General features: G+C 70.4%; 27 protein-coding genes. 8 read left to right on the top strand and 19 right to left on the bottom strand.

All coding sequences use genetic code 11. The features are described from left to right. Positions 1-34 precede the first annotated feature (34 nt). Both AB0O34_RS11400 and AB0O34_RS11395 read right to left on the bottom strand, forming a co-directional pair. Complete coding sequence (locus AB0O34_RS11400) at positions 35-448, bottom strand: Fur family transcriptional regulator (protein WP_363915189.1); 414 nt, start codon at positions 446-448, stop codon at positions 35-37. Between the two features lie 431 nt (positions 449-879). Continuing rightward, positions 880-1368 carry an FABP family protein gene (locus AB0O34_RS11395; RefSeq protein ID WP_363915187.1) on the bottom strand — a complete coding sequence of 163 codons (489 nt, stop codon included), beginning with the start codon at positions 1366-1368 and terminating at the stop codon, positions 880-882. Positions 1369-1467: 99 nt separating this feature from the next. On the opposite strand from AB0O34_RS11395, the gene AB0O34_RS11390 reads away from it, so the two are divergent. After that, complete coding sequence (locus AB0O34_RS11390; RefSeq protein ID WP_363915185.1) at positions 1468-1830, top strand: DsrE family protein; 363 nt, start codon at positions 1468-1470, stop codon at positions 1828-1830. 24 nt (positions 1831-1854) lie between these two features. Here the strand turns inward: AB0O34_RS11390 and AB0O34_RS11385 are convergent, their stop codons facing one another. The 4 genes from AB0O34_RS11385 to AB0O34_RS11370 form a co-directional block, all read right to left on the bottom strand. Then, positions 1855-2568, bottom strand: coding sequence for a glutamine amidotransferase (locus AB0O34_RS11385; RefSeq protein ID WP_363915183.1), 714 nt, complete (start codon positions 2566-2568; stop codon positions 1855-1857). Then, positions 2558-3787, bottom strand: a complete 1230-nt coding sequence (locus AB0O34_RS11380) for a MurT ligase domain-containing protein (RefSeq protein ID WP_363915181.1) — start codon at positions 3785-3787, stop codon at positions 2558-2560. Before AB0O34_RS11380 ends, AB0O34_RS11385 begins: the two co-directional genes overlap by 11 nt. 74 nt (positions 3788-3861) lie before the next feature. Continuing rightward, complete coding sequence (locus AB0O34_RS11375) at positions 3862-6945, bottom strand: ATP-binding protein (RefSeq protein WP_363915179.1); 3084 nt, start codon at positions 6943-6945, stop codon at positions 3862-3864. Between the two features lie 62 nt (positions 6946-7007). Then, positions 7008-8951 (bottom strand): hypothetical protein, encoded by a 1944-nt coding sequence (locus AB0O34_RS11370; protein ID WP_363915177.1) that lies wholly within the window; start codon positions 8949-8951, stop codon positions 7008-7010. A gap of 207 nt (positions 8952-9158) precedes the next feature. Between AB0O34_RS11370 and AB0O34_RS11365 the strand changes: the two genes are divergently transcribed. After that, positions 9159-9833, top strand: coding sequence for a hypothetical protein (locus AB0O34_RS11365; protein ID WP_363915175.1), 675 nt, complete (start codon positions 9159-9161; stop codon positions 9831-9833). Continuing rightward, positions 9830-10489, top strand: a complete 660-nt coding sequence (locus AB0O34_RS11360) for a hypothetical protein (protein ID WP_363915173.1) — start codon at positions 9830-9832, stop codon at positions 10487-10489. The genes AB0O34_RS11365 and AB0O34_RS11360 overlap by 4 nt, the downstream gene beginning before the upstream one ends. On the opposite strand, the gene AB0O34_RS11355 is transcribed toward AB0O34_RS11360, so the two are convergent. Both AB0O34_RS11355 and AB0O34_RS11350 read right to left on the bottom strand, forming a co-directional pair. After that, on the bottom strand, positions 10463-10951 hold the full coding sequence (locus AB0O34_RS11355) for a hypothetical protein (RefSeq protein ID WP_363915171.1): 489 nt from the start codon (positions 10949-10951) through the stop codon (positions 10463-10465). The genes AB0O34_RS11360 and AB0O34_RS11355 overlap by 27 nt on opposite strands. Next, complete coding sequence (locus tag AB0O34_RS11350) at positions 10926-12503, bottom strand: hypothetical protein (protein ID WP_363915169.1); 1578 nt, start codon at positions 12501-12503, stop codon at positions 10926-10928. The genes AB0O34_RS11355 and AB0O34_RS11350 overlap by 26 nt, the downstream gene beginning before the upstream one ends. 191 nt (positions 12504-12694) lie before the next feature. On the opposite strand from AB0O34_RS11350, the gene AB0O34_RS11345 reads away from it, so the two are divergent. The 3 genes from AB0O34_RS11345 to AB0O34_RS11335 are packed head-to-tail and all read left to right on the top strand — an operon-like array spanning position 12695 to position 14864. Then, positions 12695-13375: a hypothetical protein gene (locus AB0O34_RS11345; RefSeq protein ID WP_363915167.1), complete on the top strand. Its 681-nt coding sequence runs from the start codon at positions 12695-12697 to the stop codon at positions 13373-13375. Continuing rightward, on the top strand, positions 13375-14034 hold the full coding sequence (locus tag AB0O34_RS11340) for a hypothetical protein (protein WP_363915165.1): 660 nt from the start codon (positions 13375-13377) through the stop codon (positions 14032-14034). Before AB0O34_RS11345 ends, AB0O34_RS11340 begins: the two co-directional genes overlap by 1 nt. Then, entirely contained in the window at positions 14034-14864 is an 831-nt protein-coding gene (locus tag AB0O34_RS11335) for a hypothetical protein (RefSeq protein ID WP_363915163.1), read from the top strand. Before AB0O34_RS11340 ends, AB0O34_RS11335 begins: the two co-directional genes overlap by 1 nt. On the opposite strand, the gene AB0O34_RS11330 is transcribed toward AB0O34_RS11335, so the two are convergent. From AB0O34_RS11330 to AB0O34_RS11285, 10 genes are all read right to left on the bottom strand, one after another. Beyond that, on the bottom strand, positions 14749-16128 hold the full coding sequence (locus tag AB0O34_RS11330; protein ID WP_363915161.1) for a hypothetical protein: 1380 nt from the start codon (positions 16126-16128) through the stop codon (positions 14749-14751). The two genes, AB0O34_RS11335 and AB0O34_RS11330, sit on opposite strands and share 116 nt — an antisense overlap. 262 nt (positions 16129-16390) lie before the next feature. Then, entirely contained in the window at positions 16391-16690 is a 300-nt protein-coding gene (locus AB0O34_RS11325; RefSeq protein WP_363915159.1) for a DUF1416 domain-containing protein, read from the bottom strand. Next, a complete protein-coding gene (locus tag AB0O34_RS11320) occupies positions 16690-17529 on the bottom strand; it encodes a sulfurtransferase (RefSeq protein ID WP_363915157.1) in 840 nt (279 codons plus the stop codon). The genes AB0O34_RS11325 and AB0O34_RS11320 overlap by 1 nt, the downstream gene beginning before the upstream one ends. A 14-nt stretch (positions 17530-17543) precedes the next feature. Next, positions 17544-17954: a DUF4395 domain-containing protein gene (locus AB0O34_RS11315; RefSeq protein WP_363915155.1), complete on the bottom strand. Its 411-nt coding sequence runs from the start codon at positions 17952-17954 to the stop codon at positions 17544-17546. Between the two features lie 89 nt (positions 17955-18043). Beyond that, positions 18044-18127: a putative leader peptide gene (locus AB0O34_RS11310; protein WP_363915272.1), complete on the bottom strand. Its 84-nt coding sequence runs from the start codon at positions 18125-18127 to the stop codon at positions 18044-18046. Positions 18128-18159: 32 nt separating this feature from the next. Continuing rightward, on the bottom strand, positions 18160-18531 hold the full coding sequence (locus AB0O34_RS11305; RefSeq protein WP_363915270.1) for a thioredoxin family protein: 372 nt from the start codon (positions 18529-18531) through the stop codon (positions 18160-18162). Positions 18532-18638: 107 nt separating this feature from the next. Further along, positions 18639-19424, bottom strand: coding sequence for a zf-HC2 domain-containing protein (locus AB0O34_RS11300; protein ID WP_363915153.1), 786 nt, complete (start codon positions 19422-19424; stop codon positions 18639-18641). Further along, positions 19421-19933: a sigma-70 family RNA polymerase sigma factor gene (locus AB0O34_RS11295; RefSeq protein WP_363915268.1), complete on the bottom strand. Its 513-nt coding sequence runs from the start codon at positions 19931-19933 to the stop codon at positions 19421-19423. The genes AB0O34_RS11300 and AB0O34_RS11295 overlap by 4 nt, the downstream gene beginning before the upstream one ends. Positions 19934-19964: 31 nt before the next feature. Then, complete coding sequence (locus tag AB0O34_RS11290) at positions 19965-20642, bottom strand: DUF2993 domain-containing protein (RefSeq protein WP_363915151.1); 678 nt, start codon at positions 20640-20642, stop codon at positions 19965-19967. Positions 20643-20759: 117 nt separating this feature from the next. After that, positions 20760-21017 carry a MoaD/ThiS family protein gene (locus AB0O34_RS11285; protein WP_363915149.1) on the bottom strand — a complete coding sequence of 86 codons (258 nt, stop codon included), beginning with the start codon at positions 21015-21017 and terminating at the stop codon, positions 20760-20762. A 293-nt stretch (positions 21018-21310) separates the two neighbouring features. Here AB0O34_RS11285 and AB0O34_RS11280 point away from each other — a divergent pair, with 293 nt between their 5' ends. After that, positions 21311-22030, top strand: coding sequence for a response regulator transcription factor (locus tag AB0O34_RS11280; protein WP_363915147.1), 720 nt, complete (start codon positions 21311-21313; stop codon positions 22028-22030). A 66-nt stretch (positions 22031-22096) separates the two neighbouring features. Here AB0O34_RS11280 and AB0O34_RS11275 read toward each other — a convergent pair whose 3' ends face one another. Further along, a complete protein-coding gene (locus AB0O34_RS11275; RefSeq protein ID WP_363915145.1) occupies positions 22097-23809 on the bottom strand; it encodes a bifunctional metallophosphatase/5'-nucleotidase in 1713 nt (570 codons plus the stop codon). A gap of 100 nt (positions 23810-23909) precedes the next feature. On the opposite strand from AB0O34_RS11275, the gene mshD reads away from it, so the two are divergent. Beyond that, complete coding sequence (gene mshD, locus AB0O34_RS11270) at positions 23910-24836, top strand: mycothiol synthase (protein ID WP_363915143.1); 927 nt, start codon at positions 23910-23912, stop codon at positions 24834-24836. Positions 24837-24940: the final 104 nt, after the last annotated feature.

Here is a 24940-nt window from a genome sequence, read left to right as displayed (position 1 = left end):
CCAGGCTATTGCGCTCCGCCGGGTTTCCGCGCACTCAGGGGCGGCAGTCGCGGCAGCGGCCGAACACGGTCAGGTGATGGACGTCGGTCTCGAAGCCCAGCTCGCTCTCAAGCTTGGACACCATGCCGGCGACCAGCTCGGGCCGCACCTCGGTGATCTGGTCGCAGCCCCGGCACACCAGGTGGACGTGATCGGCCTTGCTCGCCAGGTGGTAGGTGGGGGCGCCGTGCCCGAGGTGGGTGTGGGTGACCATGCCCAGCTCTTCGAGGAGCTCCAGCGTGCGGTAGACGGTGGAGATGTTGACGCCCCTGGCCGTCTCCTGCACCTGGCCGCAGATGTCCTCGGGGGTCGCGTGGCCCAGCCGGGTGACCGCCTCCAGCACCAGCTGCCGTTGGGGAGTTACTCGGTATCCACGCGCGCGCAGCTCCTCGTGCCATGTCCCGGTCATGCACCGAGTCTACGAGCCCGCGCGGGGGGCGAGGGGGCGGTACGCGGAGCCGGGTGGACACTGACCCGCACGGCGGCTCCCGGATCTCGCGAGACGCCGTTTCCACAGGTTGGGGCCGGCCGGAAATATTCGCTTGCCCGCCCCGCAGGTGCTCGCATAGCGTACGAAGCACGCAGAAGGGAGGTGGTCCGAACAATGGTTAGTCATTATTGGGCTAGCGAGGTGGCTGTCCGCTAGGGCAACGCCAAGTCAGGACCTTCCGTCCAGACGTCGTGCCCTCCCGGGCACTGGTGGCGTCCAGGCGAATCCACGACAGACACCGGAACCCCGGGCAGCCGGCGGGGGGAGATCCCTCCTCCCATGGTCCAGCCGGCCCGTCTCATCAGGAGACGGAGCACGCCCGGGGTTCTTTTCGTGTTCCGGACCTGGTCTCAGCCGACCTTCTTCAGCTCGGCGGACAGGTGCGAGGTCAGCGGCTGACCCTCGGCGGCCATGTCGTACGCGTACATGAGGTTGCCCTCGACCAGGCCGTAGAGCCGGTGCCCCGCGGTGTACTCCTTCGCGGTGGAGGTGCGGGCGACGACGTCGGTCCGCATCTCGATCTTGTTGAACACGACCTCGCCGAGGTAGATCTCCACGATTCCGGTCGGGTGGGCCAGGACGATCTCGAGCTGCCGCTCGGGCAGCGCCCGCCAGTACCCGGACTCGGTGGCGAGGGGCCTGACCATGTTGCCTTCGTCGTCGAGCAGCCACGTCCTGCTCTGGTAGCTCAGGAACGGCTTGCCGTTGTGCTCGAAGGTGATCTCCTGGCCGAACCGGAAGCTCTCGATCGTCGGGTAACCGCCCACTCCGGCGCCCTCCCACCTGCCCAGCAGGAAGGCGATCGGCTCGAGGGCAGGATGCATTGACTGGGAGTCCATGGCACATGAGCCTAAATGCCCGCCTGTACGGCTCGCACCGCGACACCGAACGGGACATTCGCCTGGTGGATCCCCGTCCTCCCCGCATAGGCTCAGACCATGGCACGATCAATGGTGATAAAGGTGACGGCAGGTTCAGACGCCCCCGAGAGGTGCAATCAAGCCTTTACCGTCGCAGCCGCCGCCGTGGCCAGTGGTGTCCCGGTGTCCCTGTGGCTGACCGGGGAGTCGGCGTGGTTCGGCCTGCCCGGCCGGGCCAAGGAGTTCACCCTCGCCGAGGCGACTCCGCTTGAGGACCTGCTCGACATCGTGCTGGCCGCCGGCAAGGTGACCGTGTGCACGCAGTGCGCGGCACGCAGGAAGATCGGCGTGGAGGACCTGATCGACGGCGTGCGCATCGCCGGCGCCCCGACCTTCGTGGAGGAAGCGCTGGGCGAGGGGGTCCAGGCGCTCGTCTACTGAGCCCGGACCCCTGCCGCGGGCGGCTCAGTGGGGCAGGACGGCCCTGAGCCGCTCCTCGCGCAGCCTGTCGTACCAGCTGTCGTCGATCGGGGTCAGCGGACCCGTGGCCCAGCCCAGGAACACGTCGGCGAGCCATGGGTTGCGTGCCAGCGCCGGGCCGTGGAGGTACGTACCCACGATCTTGCCCGCGTGGCACCCCTCGGTGCCGTCGCCGTTGCCCGTGCCCACCACGGTGCGCGACAGCGGCCGTACCCCGGGGCCGAGGCGGGTGATGCCCATGTGGTTCTCGAAGCCGGTGAGCATGTGCCCGCCGAGCCCCGTGTCGACCTCGGCGGCCAGCTCGCCCACCGCGCGGGCGGGGCCTCGGGCGCTCTCGATGTCGAGCAGGCCGATGCCCGCCACCGGCTGGCCCTCCTCGCCGCCGAACACCGACCCCATGATCTGGTAACCCGCGCAGACCGCCAGGAGCGACGCCCCGCGGTCGATCGCCCGCCACAGGCCCCCGTCGCGCCGGAGCCGTTCGGCCGCGAGGATCTGCGGCCGGTCCTCTCCCCCGCCGATGAGGTAGATGTCGCCCGAGTCGGGCACCGGGTCGGCCGACCGGACGTAGACGGTCTCGACGGGGATGCCCCGCTTGCGGGCCCGCTGCTCCAGGATCAGGACGTTGCCCTGGTCGCCGTATGTGCTCAACAGGTCCGGGTAGATCCATACGATGCGCAGGGCGCTGTCAGACGGCACGGCCGAACTCCGCTCGAATCTGCTGGAAGGCTGTGTAGTTGGCGATCACGTCGACGCGGCCGGGCGTCTGGCGGGCGACGGCCTGGTCGAAGGTGTCGCAGAGCTCGAAGGGCACCCCGGCGACGTCGAGCCGCAGTGCCAGGTCGAGCCGCCGCTCCCCCGTGACGAATACGGGACGGCCGCTCAGGATGCGGTAGTCGACGTCCCAGAGCCAGGAGGTGTCGCGGCCGTCGGGCCCCTGGGCGTTCACCGACAGGACGATCGGCAGGGACGGGTCGGAGACCTCGAATGCCTCAAGCCAGCCGGCGGGGTTCTTGGCGAGCAGCAGCCGCAGCGAGCGCCCATCGCGCTCGACCGTCGTGTAGCGCCCGGCGACCGACCTGACCTCACGGAGCCTCGGCAGCGCGCGGTCGACCGGCAGGCCGAACAGCTCGGCCGTCGCCAGCGCGATGGCGGCGTTGGCGCGGTTCGCCCGGCCGGGAAGCTGGAGGTCGAGCACCCAGCGCCGGCGCAGGGGGTCGATCACCGCGTCGTCGTCGAGCACCCAGGTGGGCTCGGGGCGCCGGAACGTGCACTCGCGGCAGGCCCAGTCGTTGCCCTTGCGGTCGAGCGGACCGCCGCACTGGGGACAGCACCACGAGTCCTCCTTCCAGGGCTGCCCGCAGGACACCCAGGTGACCCGGGAGGCGGTCGACGCGCCCCAGGTGACCAGCGGATCGTCGCAGTTGGCGATCACGTGGGTGTCCTTGCCCGCCAGGGCGCGCTGCCACTTCTGGGCCAGCAGCCAGATCTCGGCCGCGCGGTCCATCTGGTCGCGGCTGAGGTTCATCAGGCAGACGATGGTCGCGCCGGTCGTGTCGAGCACCTCGGGGAGGTACTTCTCGTCGACCTCCAGGACGGCGAAGGGCGCCTGCTTGGCCTGCGACAGCGCCGACACGTGACCCGCGGGCATGTTCGCGCCGAAGGCGTTGGTGGCGACCTCGCCGAGCTCCTGAAGCTCTGAAGTGATCAGCCGGGTGGTGGTCGTCTTGCCGTTCGTGGCGCTGACCAGCACGAGCTTGCGGTCGGCGGCCAGCTTGCGCAGCAGGTCGGGCTCCAGGATCAGCCCGACGCGTCCGCCGATCACCGATCCGTCGCCACGCCCGGTGACCCGGGACAGGGTGGCGGCAGTACGCCCGAGGGCACTCGCTAGCTGAGCACGCAGCGGTAGCTGGGTCATGCCCGTGATCCTAGTGCGGCTCGGCCGAAGAGTTCCGCACGGAGGCCGCGAAGCCCGGCCACGCGAGCGCGGCGCTAGTCGAGGAAGGACAGCTCCGCCTGGTTCTCCGCGCCCCCCTCGAACGGCAGCACGAACCGCCGAGGCCAGGCCAGGACGGTCTCCAGCCACCCCGCGCCCATCGTCTGGGCGATGTGACGGACCCGGTCACGCGGCTCGATGCCGATGGCGACGGTCATGAAGTCCTTCTGGATGCCCTCGTGCTCGTCGTCGCCGAGCAGGACCCGCCAGGCGAGCGCCCGGTTGCGGTCCATCTCCATCGACAGCGGGTGGTGGCGCAGGGCCTTGGCGCGGTGCCCGAGCAGCTCGGTGCGTGCCCCGGTGTCCACCGGCCCCGATCCGTTGACCCCGAGGTGCGGGTACGGCCGGCCGGAGGGGTCGGTGCCGAACAGGGCGTACTCCATCGCGGGCGCCGGACTGCGGAGGTTCGGCGCCTGGTGGCCGTACGGGAAGAGCCGGTCGACCTCGTGGACCCAGCGGACCTGCGGGATCACCCACGCGGCGCCCGGACGCTCGCCGGGAGTCGGCCTGGCCTCCCCGGAGGGGTCGAGCAGCGCCGCCGCCACCTCGGCGGCCTTCACCGTGAGCAGGCCCGGGTCGTAGGACGTGCGCAGCGACCACGCCCGCCTGGCCACCGCGCGCTCCACGAGCGTGGCGAGCAGGCACTCGCGGCGCCTTGAGGGAAGCTCGGCCCAGATGTCGGCGAGCACGCGCGGCACGCCCGGCAGCGACCGGTTGGTACAGAAGGCCAGCACCACGGTGTCGGTCCAGATGCGCAGCCACGCCCACTCGGGGGCGTCGGCGAGCAGGTCGGCCTCGCGCAGCTCGAACAGAGTGCACGCCTTGCCCGTCGTGCACTCGTGCCCGCAGGCGGCGGACCGGCGTCCGCGGATGGGCGGGATCGGGCCGAGGAGGGTGTGCTCGCGGTCCTCGCCGAGCGGCACCTGGATGCGCAGCGGGCGGTCCATGCCGTCGGCGAAGACGGCGGCGATGCCCGGCTGGAGGGAGACGACCTGGCGGGACTGCTCCTCGCTGAGGTTCATCGCCGCGCCGACGAGCCTGCGGTCGTCCTCGGCCGGGAGCCGGTGCACGACCTTCAGCGCGGTGTTCTTCACCACGTCGGCGATGAGCTTGGTCGGGATCTGCTCGGCCACGACGATGCCCTCGCCGTACGCGCGGATCTCGGCCAGCATCCCCGCCAGCAGCTCGACCGCGTGGGTGCTGGCCCGCTGGGATCCCCTGTCGCGCAGCAGCCGGTGGGCCTCCTCGATCACGATGACGTGCTGAAGTCCGCGGGCCTTCTCCTGCCGGGCGCGCATCCGCAGGTGCTCGACGATGCGGATGATCAGCGTGCCCATCAGGAACGCCTTGTCCTCGTCGTTCGCGACGTCCTCGATCGCGAACACGACGTTGCGCTGTAAGAGTCCGCCGATGTCCGCGGGGTGGCCGCCCTCGAAGAACCGCCCCGCCGAGCCGACCCTCAGGCTGCGGAGCCTGAGGCTGATGAAGCCCTCGACGTCGGCCTGGACCTCCCTGCCGTACCCGATCTCCTGGATGACCTCAAGGGCGTGCGTCTGCAACTGCTCCAGCGTGGGCACGGCCGGCTGCACCGCGGCGCCCGGGATGCCGCCACCGGTGACGACGTCCCACCCGTTGGCCTCGTACACCCGCTGCAGCGCGAGGGACATGATCTGCGGGAACGGCTCCTCGGCGTCGAAGGCCGCCATGAACAGCGCCCTGACCATGTCGATGTGCGCCTGCACCGGGTAGCCCGGCTCGGGAGCGAGGGGGTTGACACTGAACGGGACGTTGTCCGGCGCCGAGGGGTTGATCACGGTCAGCGGCGCCAGGTGCTCCAGGCGCCCGGCCATCGCGGCGTACTCGGACTTGGCGGGCTCGATCGCGAGCCACGGAATGCCGGCCTCGCTGAGCTGCTCCAGCAGGTGGCGCACGGTCTGGGACTTGCCCGACCCGGTCGCCCCGGTGATGAAGGCGTGCCGGTTGAGCGTCGCCAGCGGCACCCGGAACGACCCGACCGCGCGGTCCTGCCCGTCGATGATCGCGCCCAGGTCGAGCACGGGCTCCCCGGTGTTGCGTACGTCGGCCTCGCTGGTCACGTCGAAGAACCCCGCGTCGAGCACCCGCACGCCGGGGACCTCCCGGCGGGGCAGCCCGGCGAGGGCGGCGAGCGCCCCTGCGGTGGCCGCGAAGGGCGATGCCGCGCCGTCGGCGGAATCCTGGAGGGTCACGCCCAGCGCCTCGGCGAAGCCGTACACGGGCTCAATGGCGGTGGCCCGGCCGAACCCGGCGAGGATGGGGAGCGACAGCGCGCTGCGCAGCCGGTAGGGGTGGTGGCTCATCTCGACCGAGCCGACGAGGACGGGCGCGATCTGCCGCAGCTCGCCGGGGCCCGCCGCGCCGGCCAGCACCCGGACGTTCCACAGCCCCGCCTCGCGGAAGGCGTCGAGCTCCTGCATCCGCCGCTCGGCCCGCTCGGCGTCGAACCGGCTGCGCTCGGAGGCGTCGCCGTACTGCCGCAGCACGTTGAGCTGGGTGCGCAGGTGGGCCACCTCGGCGTCCAGCAGGTCGGTGGGCTCGGCCACGACGAGCCAGGCGAACGGGCGCGACATCAGCGTGACCAGAGTGGACTCGAACAGTGTGGGGCGCAGCAGCTCGTCGGGGCTCGGCTCCCTGCGGCCGTTGAGCGGCGGGGCCTGACGGCCGGGGCAGGGTGTCCACGCCAGGTCGGCGAGGTCGGCGAGCCAGTCGTCGCCGATCTCCACGCCGCGCGCGCCGCCGGGGAACAGCAGCGGCTGCGGCCCCTGTGGCGGCTCCTCGACGGTGGCGCTGGAGGCGCGCCGAGGGGGGCGCGGCGGCGTGAGCGGGCCGGCGTTCGTGATCAGCTCCAGGGGCGCGCCGGATCCGCGGGAGAGCCACCCGATGACGAAGGGCCGGTTGCGCTGTGCGGCGGAGAGCACGGCGGGCAGGACGGTGACGAAATCCCACTCTGCCGACGAGCTACGCGAAGGGGCCGTGATCGCCTGTATGCGATACCACGGACCACTCAGCGGGAACGGCGCGCTGGGCGCTGCGGAGGACACGCTTGCCTGCATATCAAGCTCAAATCCCTAATGCCATTGACGTTTGCCAGGGGATTACCTGTTCAATGCCTTGTCCGCCAGTCGAGGCGCTCGGGCGGCGGGCCCAGATTGGGCGGGAACGGGTCCTCCTCGGGCACGGGCTCGGGCTCCGGCGGGGTCAGCATGACCCGGCGAACCTCCTCGAACTCCCCCAAAGTGGTCTTGGGGAAGGTGAGGATGGCCGGGTTGGCGTCGGCGAGCCGCACCTGCCGCCCCTCGGCCGTCGCATGAGTGACGATCACCGAGGTCGTGGGGAGTTGCTGGAGCTGGTGCGGCTCGACCAGGAACTCCCTGCTGCGGTGGAGCACTCGCTCCTCCCCCATGGCCTTGCTCGCGCTGCGCCCCCACTCGGTGGACTCGGTGATGCCCTCCTTCAGACCACCCTCGCCCTTCTCCTCTTCCTCAGGACCGGTGCGACCGGCGCCGTCGCCGACCGTGGAGGTGTAGGAGCCGTTCACGCCGTCGACGGCCGGGCTGATGGTCTCGGTGAGCTGTGCCAGCTCCAGGCGGTGCTCGGTGCCCATGTGCTCGCTGGCCACCCTGGCGTCCTCGGCGTTGCCGAGGCGCATGAACGCGACGGCCGCGTGGCCCCGGCCGAGGCGCTCCCTGACGGTGGGGGTGAGGGAGCGGTAGGTCAGGACCAGGCCCGTCTGCGAGGTCTCGCAGGCGTCCATCAGCCGGTCGAGCACGTCGCCCCTGAGCTTGTCCGCGCCCGCGACGATGATCGTGTGGTACCAGGGCCGCTCGGAGGCCGGTGACTGCCGCAGGATGTGCGTCAGCGCGGTCGCGACGTACGTGCCGAGCACGCGGTTGCCGAAGACGCCGGCCTGGCGGTCCATGGAGACCACGCGCAGCCGCGCGGGCGGCAGCTTCACCGCCTCGGAGCCGAGGGTCTCCAGCTTGCGGAGCTGGGATTCGAGCGCCCAGGCGCGCTCGATCACCACGCGGTCGGTCACGCCCCTGCCGAACAGGGTGCCGATGCGTTCGAGCTGGGTGGCGGTGAGCAGGCCGTACCGCAGGTCGTCGCGCGGGTCGCCCACCTGGGCCAGGGCACGCAGCGCGGCCGTGACCTGGTTGATCGTGGCGTTCTCGCCGAGCACCTCCAGCACCCGTTCGAGGATCGCGTTGTCGAAGCTCAGGTCGCGGGTGGTGCGGTGCTCCTCGCTGACGCTGACGACGTGGGCCAGCACGTCGGCGAACGCCTCGGGCGGCAGCGTCGCGCCGAGGTCGAGCCTCGGCAGGTCGACCGGCAGGACCCACACCAGGGGGTCGTCGCCACCGCGCCTGGCCAGCTCGATGAGGTCCTTGGCGATCGCCCCCTCGGAGAGGTCGAGCACGGTGAGGTGGCCGCCGCTGTACAGCCGGGTGGCGCCGAGCAGGGTGATCAGCGCGGACCAGCCGGGCAGCGTGCCGCCCGCCACGTCGATGCGGTCGATCTCGTCGGGCACGGCCACGGCGTACCAGGTGAGCTGCCTGTCGTACTGCTCCTTCCTGGCGGCCCACTCGCGGTAGCGCTCGGCGTGCTCCTCCTGGGCGTCGAACAGCTCGCGCTCGCGGCGCTCGCGGCGCTGGTCGGCCCGCGACTCCTGCTCCCTGATGCGGGAGCGGAGCGCCCGCTCGCCCTGGTGGACGGCGTACCCGCAGATCGTGGCCACGCCTCCCGTGGCGACCAGCCCGATGACGACGAACGGCCAGCCGATCATCTCGCTGACGCCGAGGCCGAGGATGAGGATCGCGAGGATGCCCATGAAGATCCCGACGATCTTCACGGGGCGGTTGAGCAGGTCCTCCTGGAGGCGCTCCCTGCGGACCCAGGCCGGGTCGACCGGGGCGGGCTCCTCGGAGATCTCTCCGGGCGAGGGGCGCCTTGGCGGCGGGCCAGGATCGGGGTACAGCATCGCGTACTGCCAGCCCAGATAGATCCGGTCAGCCTGCAGCTGCGCATGCTCTGGGTGCACGTCCGCCACCGGACCTCCACCTGTCAATGGTCGCGCTTCGCTGGGGAGCTTGCCGGCCCCATGCCCGTGAACTAGCTCTCCGACTGTGACAGCGTATGAGTTAGACCCCCTATAGGGGCAGGGTTCTCGCCATTCGGACCAGATTCCTGGCATCCCGCCCGTCTAACGGGACGAACGAGTCAGATGGGAAACCGTTCACGATTACGATCGTGTGGCATGACGTCCTCCGTCCCCCGCGGCAGCCGTCGCCGGCGGCCGATCCTGGTCCCGGCGGTCGTCCTGCTCGCCGCCGCGAGCCTCGGCGCCGTGGCCGCGCTGGGCGGGCTGAGGGAGGCCCCTCCCGAGAAGCCCCCGCGGCGGGCGGCAGGCCAGGAGATCGACCAGGACGTGTTCCGCACGAAGATCGAGGACGCGGTCGTGCACGACGTGGCCTTCGACGCCGACGATCCCTCGGCGCCCAAGCACACCGTCCTCGACCTGAGCCTGAAGATCTACAACAACGCGGAGGTGAGCGTGCCTCTGGCGTACCTGGAGAACTCCCTGCTGCGGGTCGTGTCGCGCGACGGGGAGAAGCTGATGGTCCCTGGGAGCATGCCCGGCGCCGGGGACACCTGGCTGTACGACACGACGGTGCCGGGCGACGGCGCCCCCAGCAGGCTCCTGCCGCCGAAGCGGACCTCGTCCGTGGTGCTCCGGCTGCGCAAGCAGAGCTCGTCGGAGACCGAGCCCGGCGCCGACCAGTACCCGGACCTCCTGGACATCGACGTCGGCAGGTACGAGAACCACGAGGATCACCTGACCGGACACCGCACCGCCCAGCTGGTGAGGGGCGACGACGACAAGCCCGAGATCGTCGCGCAGGTCACCCTGCCCGTACGGAGGGCGGCGTGACCAGCGGGGGCTCTCACGGGCGGCGGTTGCTTCGGCGCCTGGGCAACGGGGCCGTCGCGCTCGCCATCGGCGCCGCGGCCGTCTACGCCCACACGTTCACCATGGACAAGGAAGATCTGGACGCCCCGCTGACCTCCCGCGCGGCGGCCGGAGGGGTCGCCTCGACCGGCAGGTTCAGCGCCAGGCTCGGCAAGGTCGTGGCCGCCTCGTCCCTGACACTGCTCACCACCGGCACCGACCCGGACAGCGGTCACGTGAAGATCAGGAAGTCGACGCGCGTGGGCACCCGAGACGTCTTCGTCGTCGCCTCGGTCAGCGCGACCTCTCCGGGGGAGCCGACACGGCTGGAGAACGCGTGGCTCCGGACCGCGGACGGCATCGACTACACGGCCACCGACCGCGTCGACCCCGCCTTCACGCTCGCCCAGCGGCCGGTGCAGAAGGGCTGGTGGGTCGACGTGGTCTTCGTGTTCGAGGTCCCGCCGGAGGCGGTGCGCGGGGCCTCGATCGTCGTGTCCGCGCCCTCCTCGAACGGCATCTACGACCAGATCTACCCCAACCGCTACAACCAGCTGCTCCCGGAGGCCGCGCTGGCCCTCTCGGCCGACGACATCGACGACGTGAAGACCTCATGGCAGCTGGTGGCCGAGGAGTGAGCGCTTGAGCGAGACGCAGAGGACCACCCCAGGGCCGGAGGACTCGTCGTGGGACGCCTTCAAGCCGGTCAACCGCGATGCGACCTCCACGGGCTCCCTGCCCGCCGTCTCACCCGCCTCCACAGGCTCATGGCCCGCCGTCTGGACGGCCGCCACGACTCCGCCGACGGGTTCGGAGACGGCTCCCCGGACGCCTTCGCGGCGGCGGCTTCCGCGTGCGCTGCGCGGCGTCCTTCTCTTCCTCACGGCCGTCGCGCTGGTCGCGGTCACGATCGGCGTGCAGTGGCGGGATCGCTCCGCGTGGGTCGCCGACAGGTATCCCGCCGAGGTGGTCAAGGACGTCCCGCCCGGGCAGAGCGTCGCCCTGCACGGCATGCGCTGGCAGGTCAGTCTGGCGCCGGGCCCCCGGTCGCCCGGCGGCGACCCCGCCGCCACCTCACTGGTCGCGACCGTCCAGGTCACCCCGCTCTCGGCCCGGGACATAACCGCCTACCGCACCCCGGACTTCCAGACGCGCGACAGGGCCGGCGGTGAGTGGGAGGCCCTGCCGGCCGGGTCGCCGACGTTCTTGGACCTGAAGGTGGGGCAGACGTCGCGGTTCACGGTGGTCACGGCCGTGCCCAAGGCGCTCGGGGACACCGCCGAGCTGGTGCTGAGCTACTCGCCCCGCGAGACGCTGCGCTTCGCACGCTGACGCGTCGCCGCGACGTCGAAGGTGGCCGCGAGCAGGCAGAGCGTCAGCGTGGTGAACAGCAGGTCCCGGCCGAAGTTGGACGGGGATCTGGTAGACCTCCCATTCGAGCTGGCGGTGGGCGGTGCCGATCAGGTAGTACACCCCTCGCTCTGCGTAGTCCGCGCCCACGTGGAGCAGCATGTAGCACAGGCACATCACCGTGAACAGCGGAGCACCGCCCCGCAGGGTCAGCCGCAGGGCGTTGAGCACCGGGGGCCACCTGTCGAGGCCCGCACGCACGTACAGCATGCGCGTGCCACGCCGGGTCAGCCGGTGGGTGCGTCGCTCGACCGCGCCGACGGCCCGCTCCAGCGAGGTGCCCCTGATCAGGGCGCGCCCGTCCTCGGAGTACGCCCCGTAGACCAGGATGGCCAGAGTGAGCCAGGTGAGCGGCACCACCAGTCCCTCGACGATGTGGGGACGCATGTCGCCCAGCCACTCCATCGCGGTGCGCCAGCCCGGCACCGCCGCTTCGAGCGCGGCCCAGTGGTCGTTCCACCATGCCGTGGCGACCCGCCGCCCGAGCCACCCCGAGCGGTTCTCGGCCACCGTGAACACCAGGACGGCGCCATAGAAGGTGTACGCCAGCTCACAGAAGGCGACGCCGAAGGCCAGTCTCGCCCCGCCCCTGCGCTCGTGGAGTGCCGACAGCACGTACCGGGCGACCATGGCGACGGCCGTGAAGACGATCGCCACCTTCAGGTCGAGCAGGAGGTTGGTCCCGGCGTCGGGGCGCACGGGCTCGGCCGGCGTCCCCTGTCCCGCACCCAGGGCGTTGTTCAGCAGTGCGGCGGTGTAGGTGTCGTACTGGTCGGCGTAGCGCTCCAGGTCCGCGCCCACGAACTCGCGCGCGTCGGCGGTCTGCCAGCCCCACGCCAGGTAGATGGCGACGAAGACGATGATCGCCCGGCCTAGCCCGGTGAGCAGCGGCTCGCCCCCGGCGCCCTCGGCCCGCCGGGCACGCGTCTCCGTCAGCACCCCGCGCAGCGAGTGCAGCATGCCGACGGTGACGATCATGCCGAGCATCACCATGACGATGAAGATCAGCATGACGCCCGCGAGCCGCCACTGCCGGAAGGAGCCGTGCGACAGCTCGGACCCGGCCACGAGAAGCCCGAAGCGCCCCAGCTTGCCGAGGGTGAACCACAGCACGAGCGGGACGAGGCGGCGCCCCCAGATGGCCAGCGTGTAGAGCGGCAGCCCGTACGGCGACCGCCTCCACCATCGGACGGCGGAGGACGCCTGCGGTGACCCAGCCCCCAAGGCCAGCGTTTCGGACATCGTGGGCATGTTATCGATCACGTCCCAAAGCCCGCAGGGCATCTCCACAACCGGCGGTCAGGTTTCGCCACTCCCGGGAACACCGTTTCCCCGGACCTTTGCCGGGTCCCTGCATAGTTGCGGACTTGTAGCGCTCATTGGTGGGACCAACGAGGCGGAAGGGGAACAAGCAACGACTACCATCCTGTGGCATGACGTCCACCCCTACGAGCGGCGGTTCACGACGGCGACCGGTCCTCCTGCCGGTCCTGGCCGTTCTGGCGGCCGCGACCGTGGGAGTGGGCGCCGCCTTCGGCGGCCTCGAAGACGCCCCGAAGGAGAAGCCCGAGCAGCTCGGTAAGGGCGCGGAGGTCGACCAGGGGCGGATGACCACGCTCTTCGAGGACGCCGTCGTCCGCCCCGGCGGCAAGGACGGCCTCGGCATCTCCGACAAGCGCTACCTGCAGATCACCATGAAGGTGACCAACACCTCCGAGGCGACGTTCATCGCCGAGATGATGAACTCGGCGCTGGTCGCGGTCAGGGCCGACGGGAAGCCCATCAAGGAGGCCCGCCCATCGGCCACGACGCTGGGCCCCCGCGTCGTGACGATCTCAGGCGGCCACACGTACGGCCAGCTGCATCCCGGGGTGCCCGCGACCGTGGTCATGGCATTCGAACTGCAGGCGGGCCAGCAGGCCCCCAAGAGGGTCGAGATCGACGCCGGCACCTACGAATGGCACGAGAGCTTCACCTACCGGACCCACTACTGGGAGCGGGTGGAGGAGCAGGAGCCGCTGACGGCGGAGGACCGCAAGAAGGGCGCCACCGCCAGTTACACGCCCAAAATCATCGCCCAGGTCGACCTGCCCGTCCGCGTGGAGGAGGTGTGATGGGCGCCTCCCGCAGCCTCGTGCCCGACGCGCCCCCCACGGCGCCCGCGCGTCCCGAGCCGCCGCGCCGCCGCGTTCCGCTCTGGCGCAGGACGGTGAGCGCGGTCGTCGGGCTCGCGCTGGTGTGCGCCGCGGTCTACGTCCAGACGTACGTGCTGACGGTCGACCAGAGGAGGGCCCCTCTGACCGTGTCCGGCGGTATGCACCAGGAGCTGCGTACCTCGCACTTCTCCGCCCGCCTCGAACGCGTGGAGTTCGCCAGGTCCGTACGGGTCAAGAAGCAGTACGGGACCGAGGAGGCCACGGCCGACCAGGTCTTCCTGATCGCCAAGGTGGGGCTCACCTCACCCCGCCGGCCCCTCCGGATCACCGCGCACGTGATCACCGCCGACGGCCTGCGCTTCGAACCCACCGACCGGGTGGACGCCGGGGCGACGCTCGGGGACAAGTGGATCCAGCCGGCCTGGTGGCGCTCCGGCTTCTACTTCTTCGACCTCCCCGTGGACAAGGTCGCGGGTGCCCGGGTCGTCGTCGCGGAGCCCGCGACGTTGTTCGGCACCGACTACATGCCGGAAATCGCGCTCGATCCCGGTCTCGACCAGGCGAAGGCCCGCCAGCTGACCGATGCCGCGAAGGACGTCTACGAGGTGAGCGGCTGATGAGCGACCAGAATCCCGACGACACCGGCGTCTGGAGCCCTCCCGCCGCCGAGCCGTCCTGGTTCACCCCCTCCAAACGCCTGCCCCGCCCCGACGCCAGGGTCTGGCCTCCGCCCGAGCCGGAGCCCAGAGGCAGCTCCACGGTGCCGATCCCCGTGATCCAGGACGGGCCGGCCCCCCGCCGCCAGCCGTGGCCGCCTCCCGCGCCGTCCCCGGCGGCGGTTCCGGCCCCCTTCGAGGCGCCGTACCCCGGGCCCTCGCCGAGCGCGCCGGTCGCGCAGGCTTCCCCGCCCGCGCAGCCCTCGCGGCGGCGTCGGCGCCCGATGCCGAAGGCGGTGAAGATCGGCGTGCAGCTCGCCGGGGCCGTCGGGCTGACCGCCGCGTTCCTCGCGATACGGGGGTACGACGCGCTGAACCGGTTCGAGAAGAGCGTCCCTCCCGCGCGGGTCCAGCAGGTGTCGCCCGGCCAGGAGGTGCCGCTGGCGGACGCGAAGTGGCGGCTCCTCGGCATCGCCGTCGTGCCGGACCAGCGGCCGGACCTACCCGACCGCACCATGATCCAGATCGACGTGCAGGCCACCGCGCTGAACGCCGAAGGCACGAGGTACTCCTACAGCCTGCCCGGCTTCTACATGGCCGACAAGGCGGGCCGCACGTGGACGGCCGAGCCGCGGAAGGTTCCCGACGAGCTCTCGCCCGGCGTGCCGGGACGCTTCACCCTGCTGAGCGCGGTCCCGAAGGAACTGGTCGACCAGGTCGAGCTGATGCTCTGGCCGAGTCTCTACGCGGGAGAGCGGGAGGCGGGGCCGGCGCTGCGGTTCGGTCGCTGACCGCCGCGGCGCGCCGCCGTTCGGCGGAGGCGGCGACGTCGAAGGTCGCCGCCAGCAGGCAGGTGGTGAGCACGGTGACCGCGAGGTCCACCGCGAAGTTGATCGGCACGAAGACGACGTCCCAGTAGAGCACCGGGTAGTCGTTGCCCGCCAGGTACTGCAGACCGCGCTGCGCGTACCCCTCGCCGACCTTGATCGCCGCGAAGCAGAGGGCGAACATCCCGAACAGCGGCGCGCCGCCCCGCACCACCAGGCGCACGGTGTTCGCCAGCGCCACCCAGTGTGCCCAGCGGCCGAAGAACCGCGTCAGGGTCTGGCGGGTGAGCGAGTGGGTGCGCGCGGTGATCGCCTGTCCGGCCTGCGCGGCCGTGGTCTCCAGCTTCGTGCCCTTGATCACGGTGCCGGCGTCCTCGGCGTACGCGCCGTACATGAGGATCGCGACGGTCAGCCAGGCGGCGGGCAGCACCAGCGCGTCCCAGGCGTACGGCTTGACCGCGCCGACCGCGCTCCAGAACGCCTCCCAGCCGGGGACGTTGACTTCCAGGCCGGCGATGAGGTCGTTCCACCAGGTCATGGCGGCGCGGCTGCCCACCCAGTCACCACGGGAGGCGACGACCTGCGCGCCGTAGTAGAAGAAGGAGAGCTCGCAGAAGGCGACGGCGAGGGCCGTGGAGCGGCTCCCCCGCTTCTCATGCCAGATCGTGAGGAAATATCTTCCCAGGAAGGCGGCGATCATGATCGCCAGCGTCACGTTGAAGTTCAGTCCGATGAGCCCGAGGCCCGTGTCCTGGGCCTGCCCGGTGGAGATGTCGTAGAAGGCGCCGAGATAGCCCTTCTCTCCGCTCTGCCGGGTGATGTCGGTGGTGATGAAGGCTCGCACGTCGTCGAGATGCCAGCCCCAGCTCAGGTAGAGCGCGACGAAGGGCACGATGACCCTGCTGAGGCTGCCGACGAAGCCCTCGTCCTCCTCGCCGTCCCCCCGCCTGGCGCGCATCTCCGACAGCGCCCCGCGAAGCGTGTAGAACATCCCCACGCTGACGATCATGTTCGCCAGGACCATGACGATGAAGAGCAGCATCGTCACGACGAGCCGCAGGTCGCGCATGGAGCCGTGCGACAGGTCGGTGCCGGCGGCGAGCAGGCCGAAGCGCAGCAGCTGCCCCGCCGAGTACCACATGACCAGCGGCAGCAGGCATCGCCCGGCCAGGCTCAGGGTGTGCCACGGCAGCGACCATACGGCGGGGGTGCGGGTGGATTCGGACATCCGGTGCATCCTATCGACGGCTCACCACGCGTCGCAGCAGCATCAGGGGAAGAGATCCCATTTGGGGAATCCCTGAACAAGGTCTGGGAAAGTCGGGACACGCGAAGGGGCCCGCGTTCCCGTCACTGACACGCGAAAGGCCGGCTCTCCCGTCGCTGACACGCGAAAGGGCCGGCGTCCCCGTGGCGGGAACGCCGGCCCTCTCGACGAGATGCACGCCTTGTAGCCGTACCGCCCGGACGGCGAGGCTAGCGGGCGATCGTCAGACGGCGACCTGGAGCTGGGAGACCTCGCCGAGGCGGGCCTCCACGGTGACGTCCTTGGTGACGCCGCCGCCCGCGATGATGCGGACGGTCCAGGAGCCGGGCGCGGCGAAGAAGCGGAAGATGCCCTCGTCGGACACCACCACCTCGCCGGTGAACTCGCCGGAGTGGTCGAGGAGACGGGCGTATGCCGTGCCGGCGCCGGTGACGACACCCTGAATGACGGCCTGGGTCGACAGATCGATCCCGGGCGGAAGCGTGACGGTCTGCTCCGGTGCGGCGCAACCCTGAACGGTCATCAGCGGGCCTCCCCCAACTCGATCGGCACGCCGATCAGCGAGCCGTACTCGGTCCACGAGCCGTCGTAGTTCTTCACGTTCGCCTGGCCGAGGATCTCGTGCAGCACGAACCAGGTGTGGGCGGAACGCTCGCCGATGCGGCAGTAGGCGATCGTGTCCTTGTCGAAGTCGACACCCGCGCCTGCGTAGAGCGTGCGGAGCTCCTCGTCGGACCGGAAGGTGCCGTCGTCGTTGGCCGCCTTGGACCACGGGATGTTGCGGGCGGTGGGGATGTGGCCACCCCGCTGCGCCGCTTCCTGCGGGAGGTGGGCCGGAGCGAGAAGCTTGCCGGTGAACTCGTCGGGCGAGCGGACGTCCACGAGGTTGAGCTTGCCGATCGCGGTGACGACCTCGTCACGGAAGGCACGGAGCGACAGGTTCTGGTCCTTGGCGGCGTACTGCGTCTCGGGCCGCGCCGGCGCGTCGGTGACCAGCTCGCGCGAGTCGAGCTCCCACTTCTTGCGGCCGCCGTCGAGCAGACGGACGTTCTCGTGACCGTAGAGCTTGAAGTACCAGTACGCGTAGGCGGCGAACCAGTTGTTGTTGCCACCGTAGAGGACCACGGTGTCGTCGTTGCCGATGCCCCGAGCCGACAGAAGGGCCTGGAAGCCCTCACGGTCCACGAAGTCGCGGCGGACCGGGTCCTGCAGATCCTTCTTCCAGTCGATCTTCACGGCACCACGGATGTGGCCCTTGTCATAGGCGCTGGCGTCCTCGTCGACTTCGACGAGCACGACACCAGGAGAGTCGAGGTTGGCCTCGACCCAGTCGGCGTCCACCAGTACGGCGGAGCGGCTCATTAGGGAACCTCCCGTTATCGGGTTGCGGCGGGCATTAGACGGCGGACGATCAGGTACATCTCGCAGCCCAGGCAGAAGCCGAAGGCGGCGTTCAGGAACGCGGCCAGCAGGGCCGCGGCTGTCGCGACGAGCGCGAGGGGCGTGATCTGCGCGGTGAACCCGATCACGCCGACGAGCGCGAAGACCAGGCCCACACCCTGCGCGAAGCGAGGCGGGGCGGGGTCCTCCATCTCCGCCGGCGGACCGATTCTCGGCCGCACCAATCGTCTGAATACCAGGCCATACGGTGAGACTCCGGCGACCCCCAGGGTGAAGACCACGCCCTGGGCGAGGAGCAGCCAGGCATTGCCCGTGAGCAGAACCAGCGCCAGGATGAGCGTCGTTATCGCCGCGGAAAACCGCGTGCTTCTTGGATCGACCTGCATGGCGGAAAGCTCCTGAAGGGATCGTGCCGGAAACGCATGGATCGGGCACTATTCAGAGCGGTGCGGTGGTGAAAACCGCGCGATCGCCCTCAGGCCATACGACAGAGCGCGGTGGCTACGCGGCAGAAATCAACCGCGCGCCGCTTCGTCAGCAGCTCTGCCGAGGGTGTCATGTCCACGACAGTACTCGCCGTCTTGCCATCTGTCACGTCGCGTCCGACTCATGAGATGCCGCGAACCCGAGGGCCGCGATCACATCCACCTTGCGGGGTTGGCCGGAGGCCTTTTTGATCACGCGGCCGGCGCCGTCCAGCACCAGGACCGTCGGCGTGCGCATCACGTCGAACCGCCGTACCAGGTCGAGCCGGGACTCCGCGTCGATCTCCACGTGCCGCACGCCGGGCACCATGCCGGAGACCTCCGACAGGATGCGCCGGGTCGCCCGGCAGGGCTGGCAGAAGGCCGTGGAGAACTGCACCAGCGTGGCGCGCTCGCCCAGCTCCTCGCCGAGATCGTCGGCGGCCACGAAATCCATCTCGCTCCTCACGGCGCGCACGGCTCCGCTCCGCCGCCTCATCGCCAGCCCGGCGACGAGACCGGCGGCCAGCGTCACGCAGAGCACCAGCAGGCCTGTCATCGCCAGCGACAACATCTGTCACCCGGCCACCATTCCCACCCGCGGGACTACGGCGCCTTGACCCACACCAGACGCTTGCCCGAGGAGGCGCGGATGTCGAACCCCCGGATCCGGTCGATCGTCAGCTCGGTGCTCCCGGTGAACGTGGCAGGCCCGCTCCGGTAGTCGGCGGCGTCGATCGTCCAGCTGCCCGCAGGGGACTGGGTGCCGTCGGTCCCGACCGCGGTCACCCGGCAGGACGTACCGGTGGGGACGCCGGAGAGGACGACCTCGACGGTCGTGCCCTTGTCTCCCGGCGTCAGGGTCAGCTCGGCGTGTATGCGGCCGTTGCCGCCCCGCGCGGAGACGGGGGACGGCGACGGTTCGTCCTTGAGCATGATCGATGGTTCCGGGCTCGCCGCGAAGAGCTCGCCGCGCGCGGAGTCGTCCTCGACGCGCTGGGAGGCGCTCCCGTGGGCGCTGCTGGCGGCGGGAGCGCCGGCGGCCGTCGTGGTGGCGTCCCGCGGCTGCCCCAACGCCAGCCAGGCCGAACCGCCGAGGACGACCGCGACCAGGGAGGCCGCGAGGCCGAACACCACCCTGTTCACCCGGTGCCGCCTGGCAGACGCCGAGATCAGGCGGTCGAGGACGGCGTGCGGCGGGCTGGCCGCCTGCTCGATGTCCTCCTCGGAGACCCGGGCGAGGAGCGCGCTGAGCCCGCTGATCTCGTCCAGCTCGGCACGACAGTCCGGACATGTCGCCAGATGGGCCTCGACCTGGACCATCTCGTCCGCGTCCAGCGCGCCCAGCATGTACGCGCCGAGCGACATCCGTACGTCCTCACAGGCGCTCATGGCGCGAGCCCCCGCTCCTCCAGCGCGAGCTTCAACGCGCGAAGCGCGTAGTAAGTGCGCGACTTGACCGTGCCGGCCGGGATGCCCAGCACCTCCGCGGCCTCCTTCACCGACCGGCCCCGGTAGTAGGTCTCCAGTAAGACCTCGCGGTGCTCCGGCCGCAGGTCCGCGATGGCGTCGGCGACTCCCCAGGACTCCACCGCGCGCTCCAGCTCGTCGTCGGCGGGGATCACGGCGAGGGCCTCGTCCGTGGTCTCCTGCGGCCGGGACTTGCGGGCACGGTGATGGTCGACGACCAGGTTGCGGGCGACGGTGAACAGCCACGCCCTGACCGGGCGGTCGGTCAGCACGTCGGGGTGCTTCCACGCCCGCAACAGCGTCTCCTGTACCACGTCCTCCGCCTTGCCCGGATCGCCCGTCAATCGCAACACGTAACCGTATAGTGACCCCGCGTGCTGATCGAAGAGAGTTCGTATCAACTGCTCGTCGGCGGTTCCGGCGGGGCTCACATTCTCATGACGTACGGCGGCGGGATCCGGTTCAGCCACGCAACGGCACGTCCGTCGCCGAGCCCTCGACCGCCAGGCCCTCCGGGGTGGTGCGCACCTTCTCGATCTTGAGGTTGAGCGGCAGGTCCTTGATGGGCACGGTGAAGCTGAGGGCCTGGCTGGCGTTCGGCACCTGGATGCCGTTGACGTTCTCGGGGGTCAGCCGCACGCCGCCCTTGACGACCTCGATCTTCATCTTCGCCGTGACGGGGATGGAGATGCCGGCCACCGTGAGCTTGCCCGTGACGTTCAGGGTGTCGTCGCCGTTGCCCTGCACCTTGAGGCCGCGCGGCGCGCGGGCGTCCAGGGTCTGCCGCGAGATCACCACCGTGCCGGTGACCCTCTCGGCGCGGATGTCGGCCTTGGCGGAGTCCTGGATGAGGTCCATGAGCGGGGCGTTCACCCCGTGCAGGACCGCGTCGATGCGGGAGATCTTCGCGCCGTCGGGGGTCGTCATCGGCCCCATCGCGACGGTGATCTCCTCGTAGCGCCCGGCGACCGCCTGGGTGAGGAAGGGGATGCCGTGCACCTCGACCTTGGGCGGCGTGGCCAGGTCGTACTGAGCCGCCACCTGGCGGGAGACCTCGCTCTGCACTCCGGCCACGGCCACACGGTCGACCACGACCAGGAGGACGCCGAGCAAGATGAGGAACACGATCAGCTTGCGCATCCGACTCCTTCAGGGGGTACGCCTGTGATGACAGTATCCGCGCCGCCCTACTCCCCCGGGCAATACCACCGAAACGCGTATCAAGCAGGCATTCGTCCGCGATGCTCAGCAGCCCGCTCAGCCCCCGGCGAAGGGCGGGAGCACTTCCACGGTCGCCCCCTCTGGGATCTCGACCGCGTGGGGGTCGCGCGTGCCCGCCGGGCTCCCGTTCACCAGGAAGGAAGAAAGTCCAAGAACGCGCGCTAGGTCCGGATTTTCATATTTTAGTGTGATTTTTGCCACGAGATCACCAAGCGTGACCGCCTCGAACGGTTCCTCGGCGACTCCGGCCGCATCCTTGGCCGCCGCCCAGTAGCGCACCGTACCCCTTGCCATCAGCCACCTCTGTCGTTTACTCATGAGTAGCGCACAAGTGTCAATCACTCACCGCGAGGGAATGGTTACGGTTATTTCCCGCGTGATGGACCGTTCACCTGATTGACGCACTATGGACGCGCCTTTCCTGTGGGCTATCCTCACGTACTGACGGGACCTGGGCGACGTAGCCCCCGGGTCCTTTACGTGTTTGTACGGCTGGCGCCGTCACAATGCGGGGAGGAGGCGGATGCGGTGCGTGAGCGAAGCTGTGTCGCCTCACCCCCCGGTCAGCCTCTGGATTAGGAGGTGCTGTGAGTAACCTGCTCCTGCTCACCAATGCTCTGGAGCCCTCAGCGGAGGTGCTGCCCGCACTTGGGCTGCTGCTCCACTCGGTTCGGGTCGCTCCCGCGGAGGCGTCCGCGCTCATCGACGCACCACCCGCCGACGCCGTGCTGGTCGACGCGCGAAGGGAGCTCGTGCACGCCAAGAGCCTCTGCCGCCTCCTTCGCACCACCGGCATCGACTGCCCGCTGATGGTGATCGTCACCGAAGGCGGCCTGGCCGCGATGACCGCCGAGTGGGGAGCCGACGACGTTCTCCTCGACACGGCGGGTCCGGCGGAGGTCGAGGCCCGGCTCAGGCTCGCCGTCGGCAGGCTCTCGATCGCCGCGACCGAGGAGGTGCCGGACGAGATCCGCAGCGGCGATCTCTCGATCGACGAGGCCACCTACACCGCCCGGCTCCGCACTCGCGCCCTTGACCTGACCTTCAAGGAGTTCGAGCTCCTCAAGTACCTCGCGCAGCACCCGGGACGGGTCTTCACCCGCGCCCAGCTGCTGCAGGAGGTCTGGGGATACGACTACTTCGGCGGCACCCGCACCGTCGACGTGCACGTGCGCCGGCTGCGCGCCAAGCTCGGCGCCGAGTACGAGTCCCTGATCGGCACCGTCCGCAACGTCGGGTACCGCTTCGTTCCCGACCGCGGCGGCGAGCAGGTCGAGGACCGCGAGCCCGCCCCCGCCCACCACTGACACCGCGAGAAGGGGCCCGCTCCCACGCCCGGCGCGGAAGAGCGAGCCCCGTTTCTCAGGTGACGCCTAGCCGGCGACGGTGATGCGGTTGACGGCCGGCGGCGCGATCGGCGAGTGCGCGCCGAGGTAGGCGACGAACGCGTCGATGTCCAGCGGCCCGCTCCACAGGTCGGTGCCGTCCTTGAAGACGGAGAAGCCGTCGCCGCCGCCGACGAGGAAGTTGTTGGCGGCGACCCTGATCTGCTGGGCGTCCGTGACCGGGGTCCCGTTGATCTTGATGTCCGAGACCCGCGAGCCGATCGGCTGCGACCGGTCCATCGTGTACGTCAGGGACGCCGACGGCTGCAGGATGCGCACGGTCGCGCCTCCGTTCTGCCACTGCTGCTCCAGCAGTGCGTCGAGCTTGGCCCCGCTCAGCGTCACGACCTGCATGAGGTTGTTGAACGGCTGCACGGTGAAGGCCTCGCCGTACGTCACCACGCCGTCGCCCTCGGAGCCGCTCTGGGCGTAGGACAGGTCGGCGCGGACACCGCCCGGGTTCATCAGCGCGATCTCGGCGTTGCCGCCGGTCTTCGTGCTCTCCAGCTGCGCGTCGGCGATCAGGTCGCCGAGCGTGGTCTCACCAGAGGGCCCGGCCGCGCGTCCGATGTCGGCCGTGATCTTGCCGATCGGCTTGTTGGCGACCGTCGCGACCCTGTCCTTCCAGGTCTGGACGAACGTCGAGATCGCCGGGTCCGGCGTGACGTCGCGGGTGACGACGTGGTTGTCGGCGACGACCGAGGAGCGGACGACGTCGCCCGTCTTCTTGTCCACCTGGAAGTCGACCGTGGTCAGCACGCGGCCGAACGACGAGCCCTGGGTGTAGACGCGGTCCTGGCCGGAGGGGTCCTTGGTCTTGCAGATGTAGGCCTGGTGCGAGTGGCCCATGATCACCAGGTCGACGTCCGAGCTGAGGCCCTGGGCGATGCGGGTGCCGGCACCCGGGGTGACCGGGCAGGCGTCCGGGCTCTGGTTCGGGGTGATCTGGTCACCCTCGTGGACGAGGGCCACGATGGCCTTGACGCCCGCGTGCCGCAGGAGGTTGGCCGCCCGGTTGCCCGACGCGACCTCCTCGTCGAACTTCAGGCCGGCGATGCCGGAGGCGGTCACGATCGTGGGCGTGGTCTGCGTGACCAGGCCGATGAAGCCGACCTTGACGCCGTTGACCTTCTTGATGGCGACCGGCGGGAGCGCGTACCGGTCGTTGTTCTCCTTGAGAACGTTGGCCGCGAGGTACTCGTACTTGGCGCCCTTCCACTTCCCGGCCGGAGAGCAGCCGTCGACGGGGTGGCAGCCGCCGTTCTGGATGCGCTTGAGCTCGGTGAGGCCCTCGTCGAACTCGTGGTTGCCCACGGAGGAGACGTCAAGGCCGAGCTTGCCGAGCAGCTCGACGGTCGGCTCGTCGTGGTACGCGGCGGAGATCAGCGGCGAGGCGCCGATCAGGTCGCCGGCCGCCACGACGGCGGTGTCCTCGTTGACCAGCGACTTGATGTGGGTCGCCAGGTAGGCGGCGCCGCCGGCGGGCACGGACGTCCCGCTCTCGTTGACGATCGCGCCACTCGAACCGGTCGGGGGCTCCAGGTTGCCGTGGAAGTCGTTGATGGAGACGAGCCGCACCGGCACCGTCACAGGAGGCTTCGGAGGTTTCGGGTGCGCGGACGCGGGGCCGGCGGCGAGGGCGAGGCCGGTGGCCGCCACTATGCCGGCGACCGCGACCCGCGTGAACGATCGTGAGGTCATAACCATCGAGGTTAGAGAGGTAACAGCAGCATAAAACGAACCAGAGGTAACGATATGCCCCACGACTTGATGGCGTTTTCTGCCAGATTAGAGTTCCTGCATGAGCGTGCGCGTGGACATCCGGGAACGGCTCGGCGACCAGGAGGTGGCCACCGTGGCCGCCTTGGTCGACGCAGCCACCGAAGCGGACTCGATCCGGCCCCTGAACGAACAGGTGATGCTTCACCTGCGCCACGGCGGCGGCCCCCGGGCGAGGGCCATCCTGCTCTACGAGGATGACACGCTGGCGGGCTTCGCGCACGTCGACCCGGCCGACGAGGTTGAGGGTCCGAGCGGCGAGCTGGTCGTGCACCCGTCCCACCGCCGGCGCGGCCTCGGCCGGCGGCTCCTCGAGGCGGCGCTCGCCGAGAGCGGCGGGCGGCTGCGCCTGTGGGCGCACGGCGACCACCCGGAGGCCGCCCGGCTGGCCGCCTCCACGGGCTTCGCCCGGGTGCGCTCCCTCTGGCGGATGCGCCGCTCGCTGCTCGAACCGCTTCCCGCCGCGAAACCGCCCGAGGGGGTACGGCTGCGCGCGTTCGAGCCCGGTGCCGACGAGGAGGCGTGGCTGGCGCTGAACGCGCGCGCCTTCGCCCACCATCCCGAGCAGGGCTCCTGGACCATGGACGATCTCCTGCTCCGCGAGCGGGAACCGTGGTTCGACCCGGCCGGCTTCTTCCTGGCCATCCGCTCCGGGGACCCGCTGAAGCTCGCGGGCTTCCACTGGACCAAGGTGCACGGCGACGACGACCCAGGTGCCCCCCACGGGCACCAGGCGATCGGCGAGGTGTACGTCGTGGGGGTCGACCCCGCGGAGCAGGGCAGCGGCCTCGGCCGGGCGCTGACCCTGGCAGGCCTGGAGCACCTGCGGTCACGCGGGCTCGCCCAGGTCATGCTCTACGTCGACGAGGACAACCCCTCCGCCATCCGCCTCTACGAGTCCCTCGGTTTCACCCAGTGGGACGTGGACGCCATGTACCGCCACGAGTGAGCCCGTCCCGGGTGTGTCAATTGACACACCCGGTCTCCGAGTGGACCGTCACGCTGAAAGCGCGCGCGTACCCCGGCGCGTGCCCGCCCCGCCGCCGACAAGCA

The organism is Sphaerisporangium sp. NPDC088356 (assembly GCF_040685555.1).
Classification (GTDB): domain Bacteria; phylum Actinomycetota; class Actinomycetes; order Streptosporangiales; family Streptosporangiaceae; genus Sphaerisporangium.
This window is presented reverse-complemented; position numbering and strand designations above follow the sequence as displayed.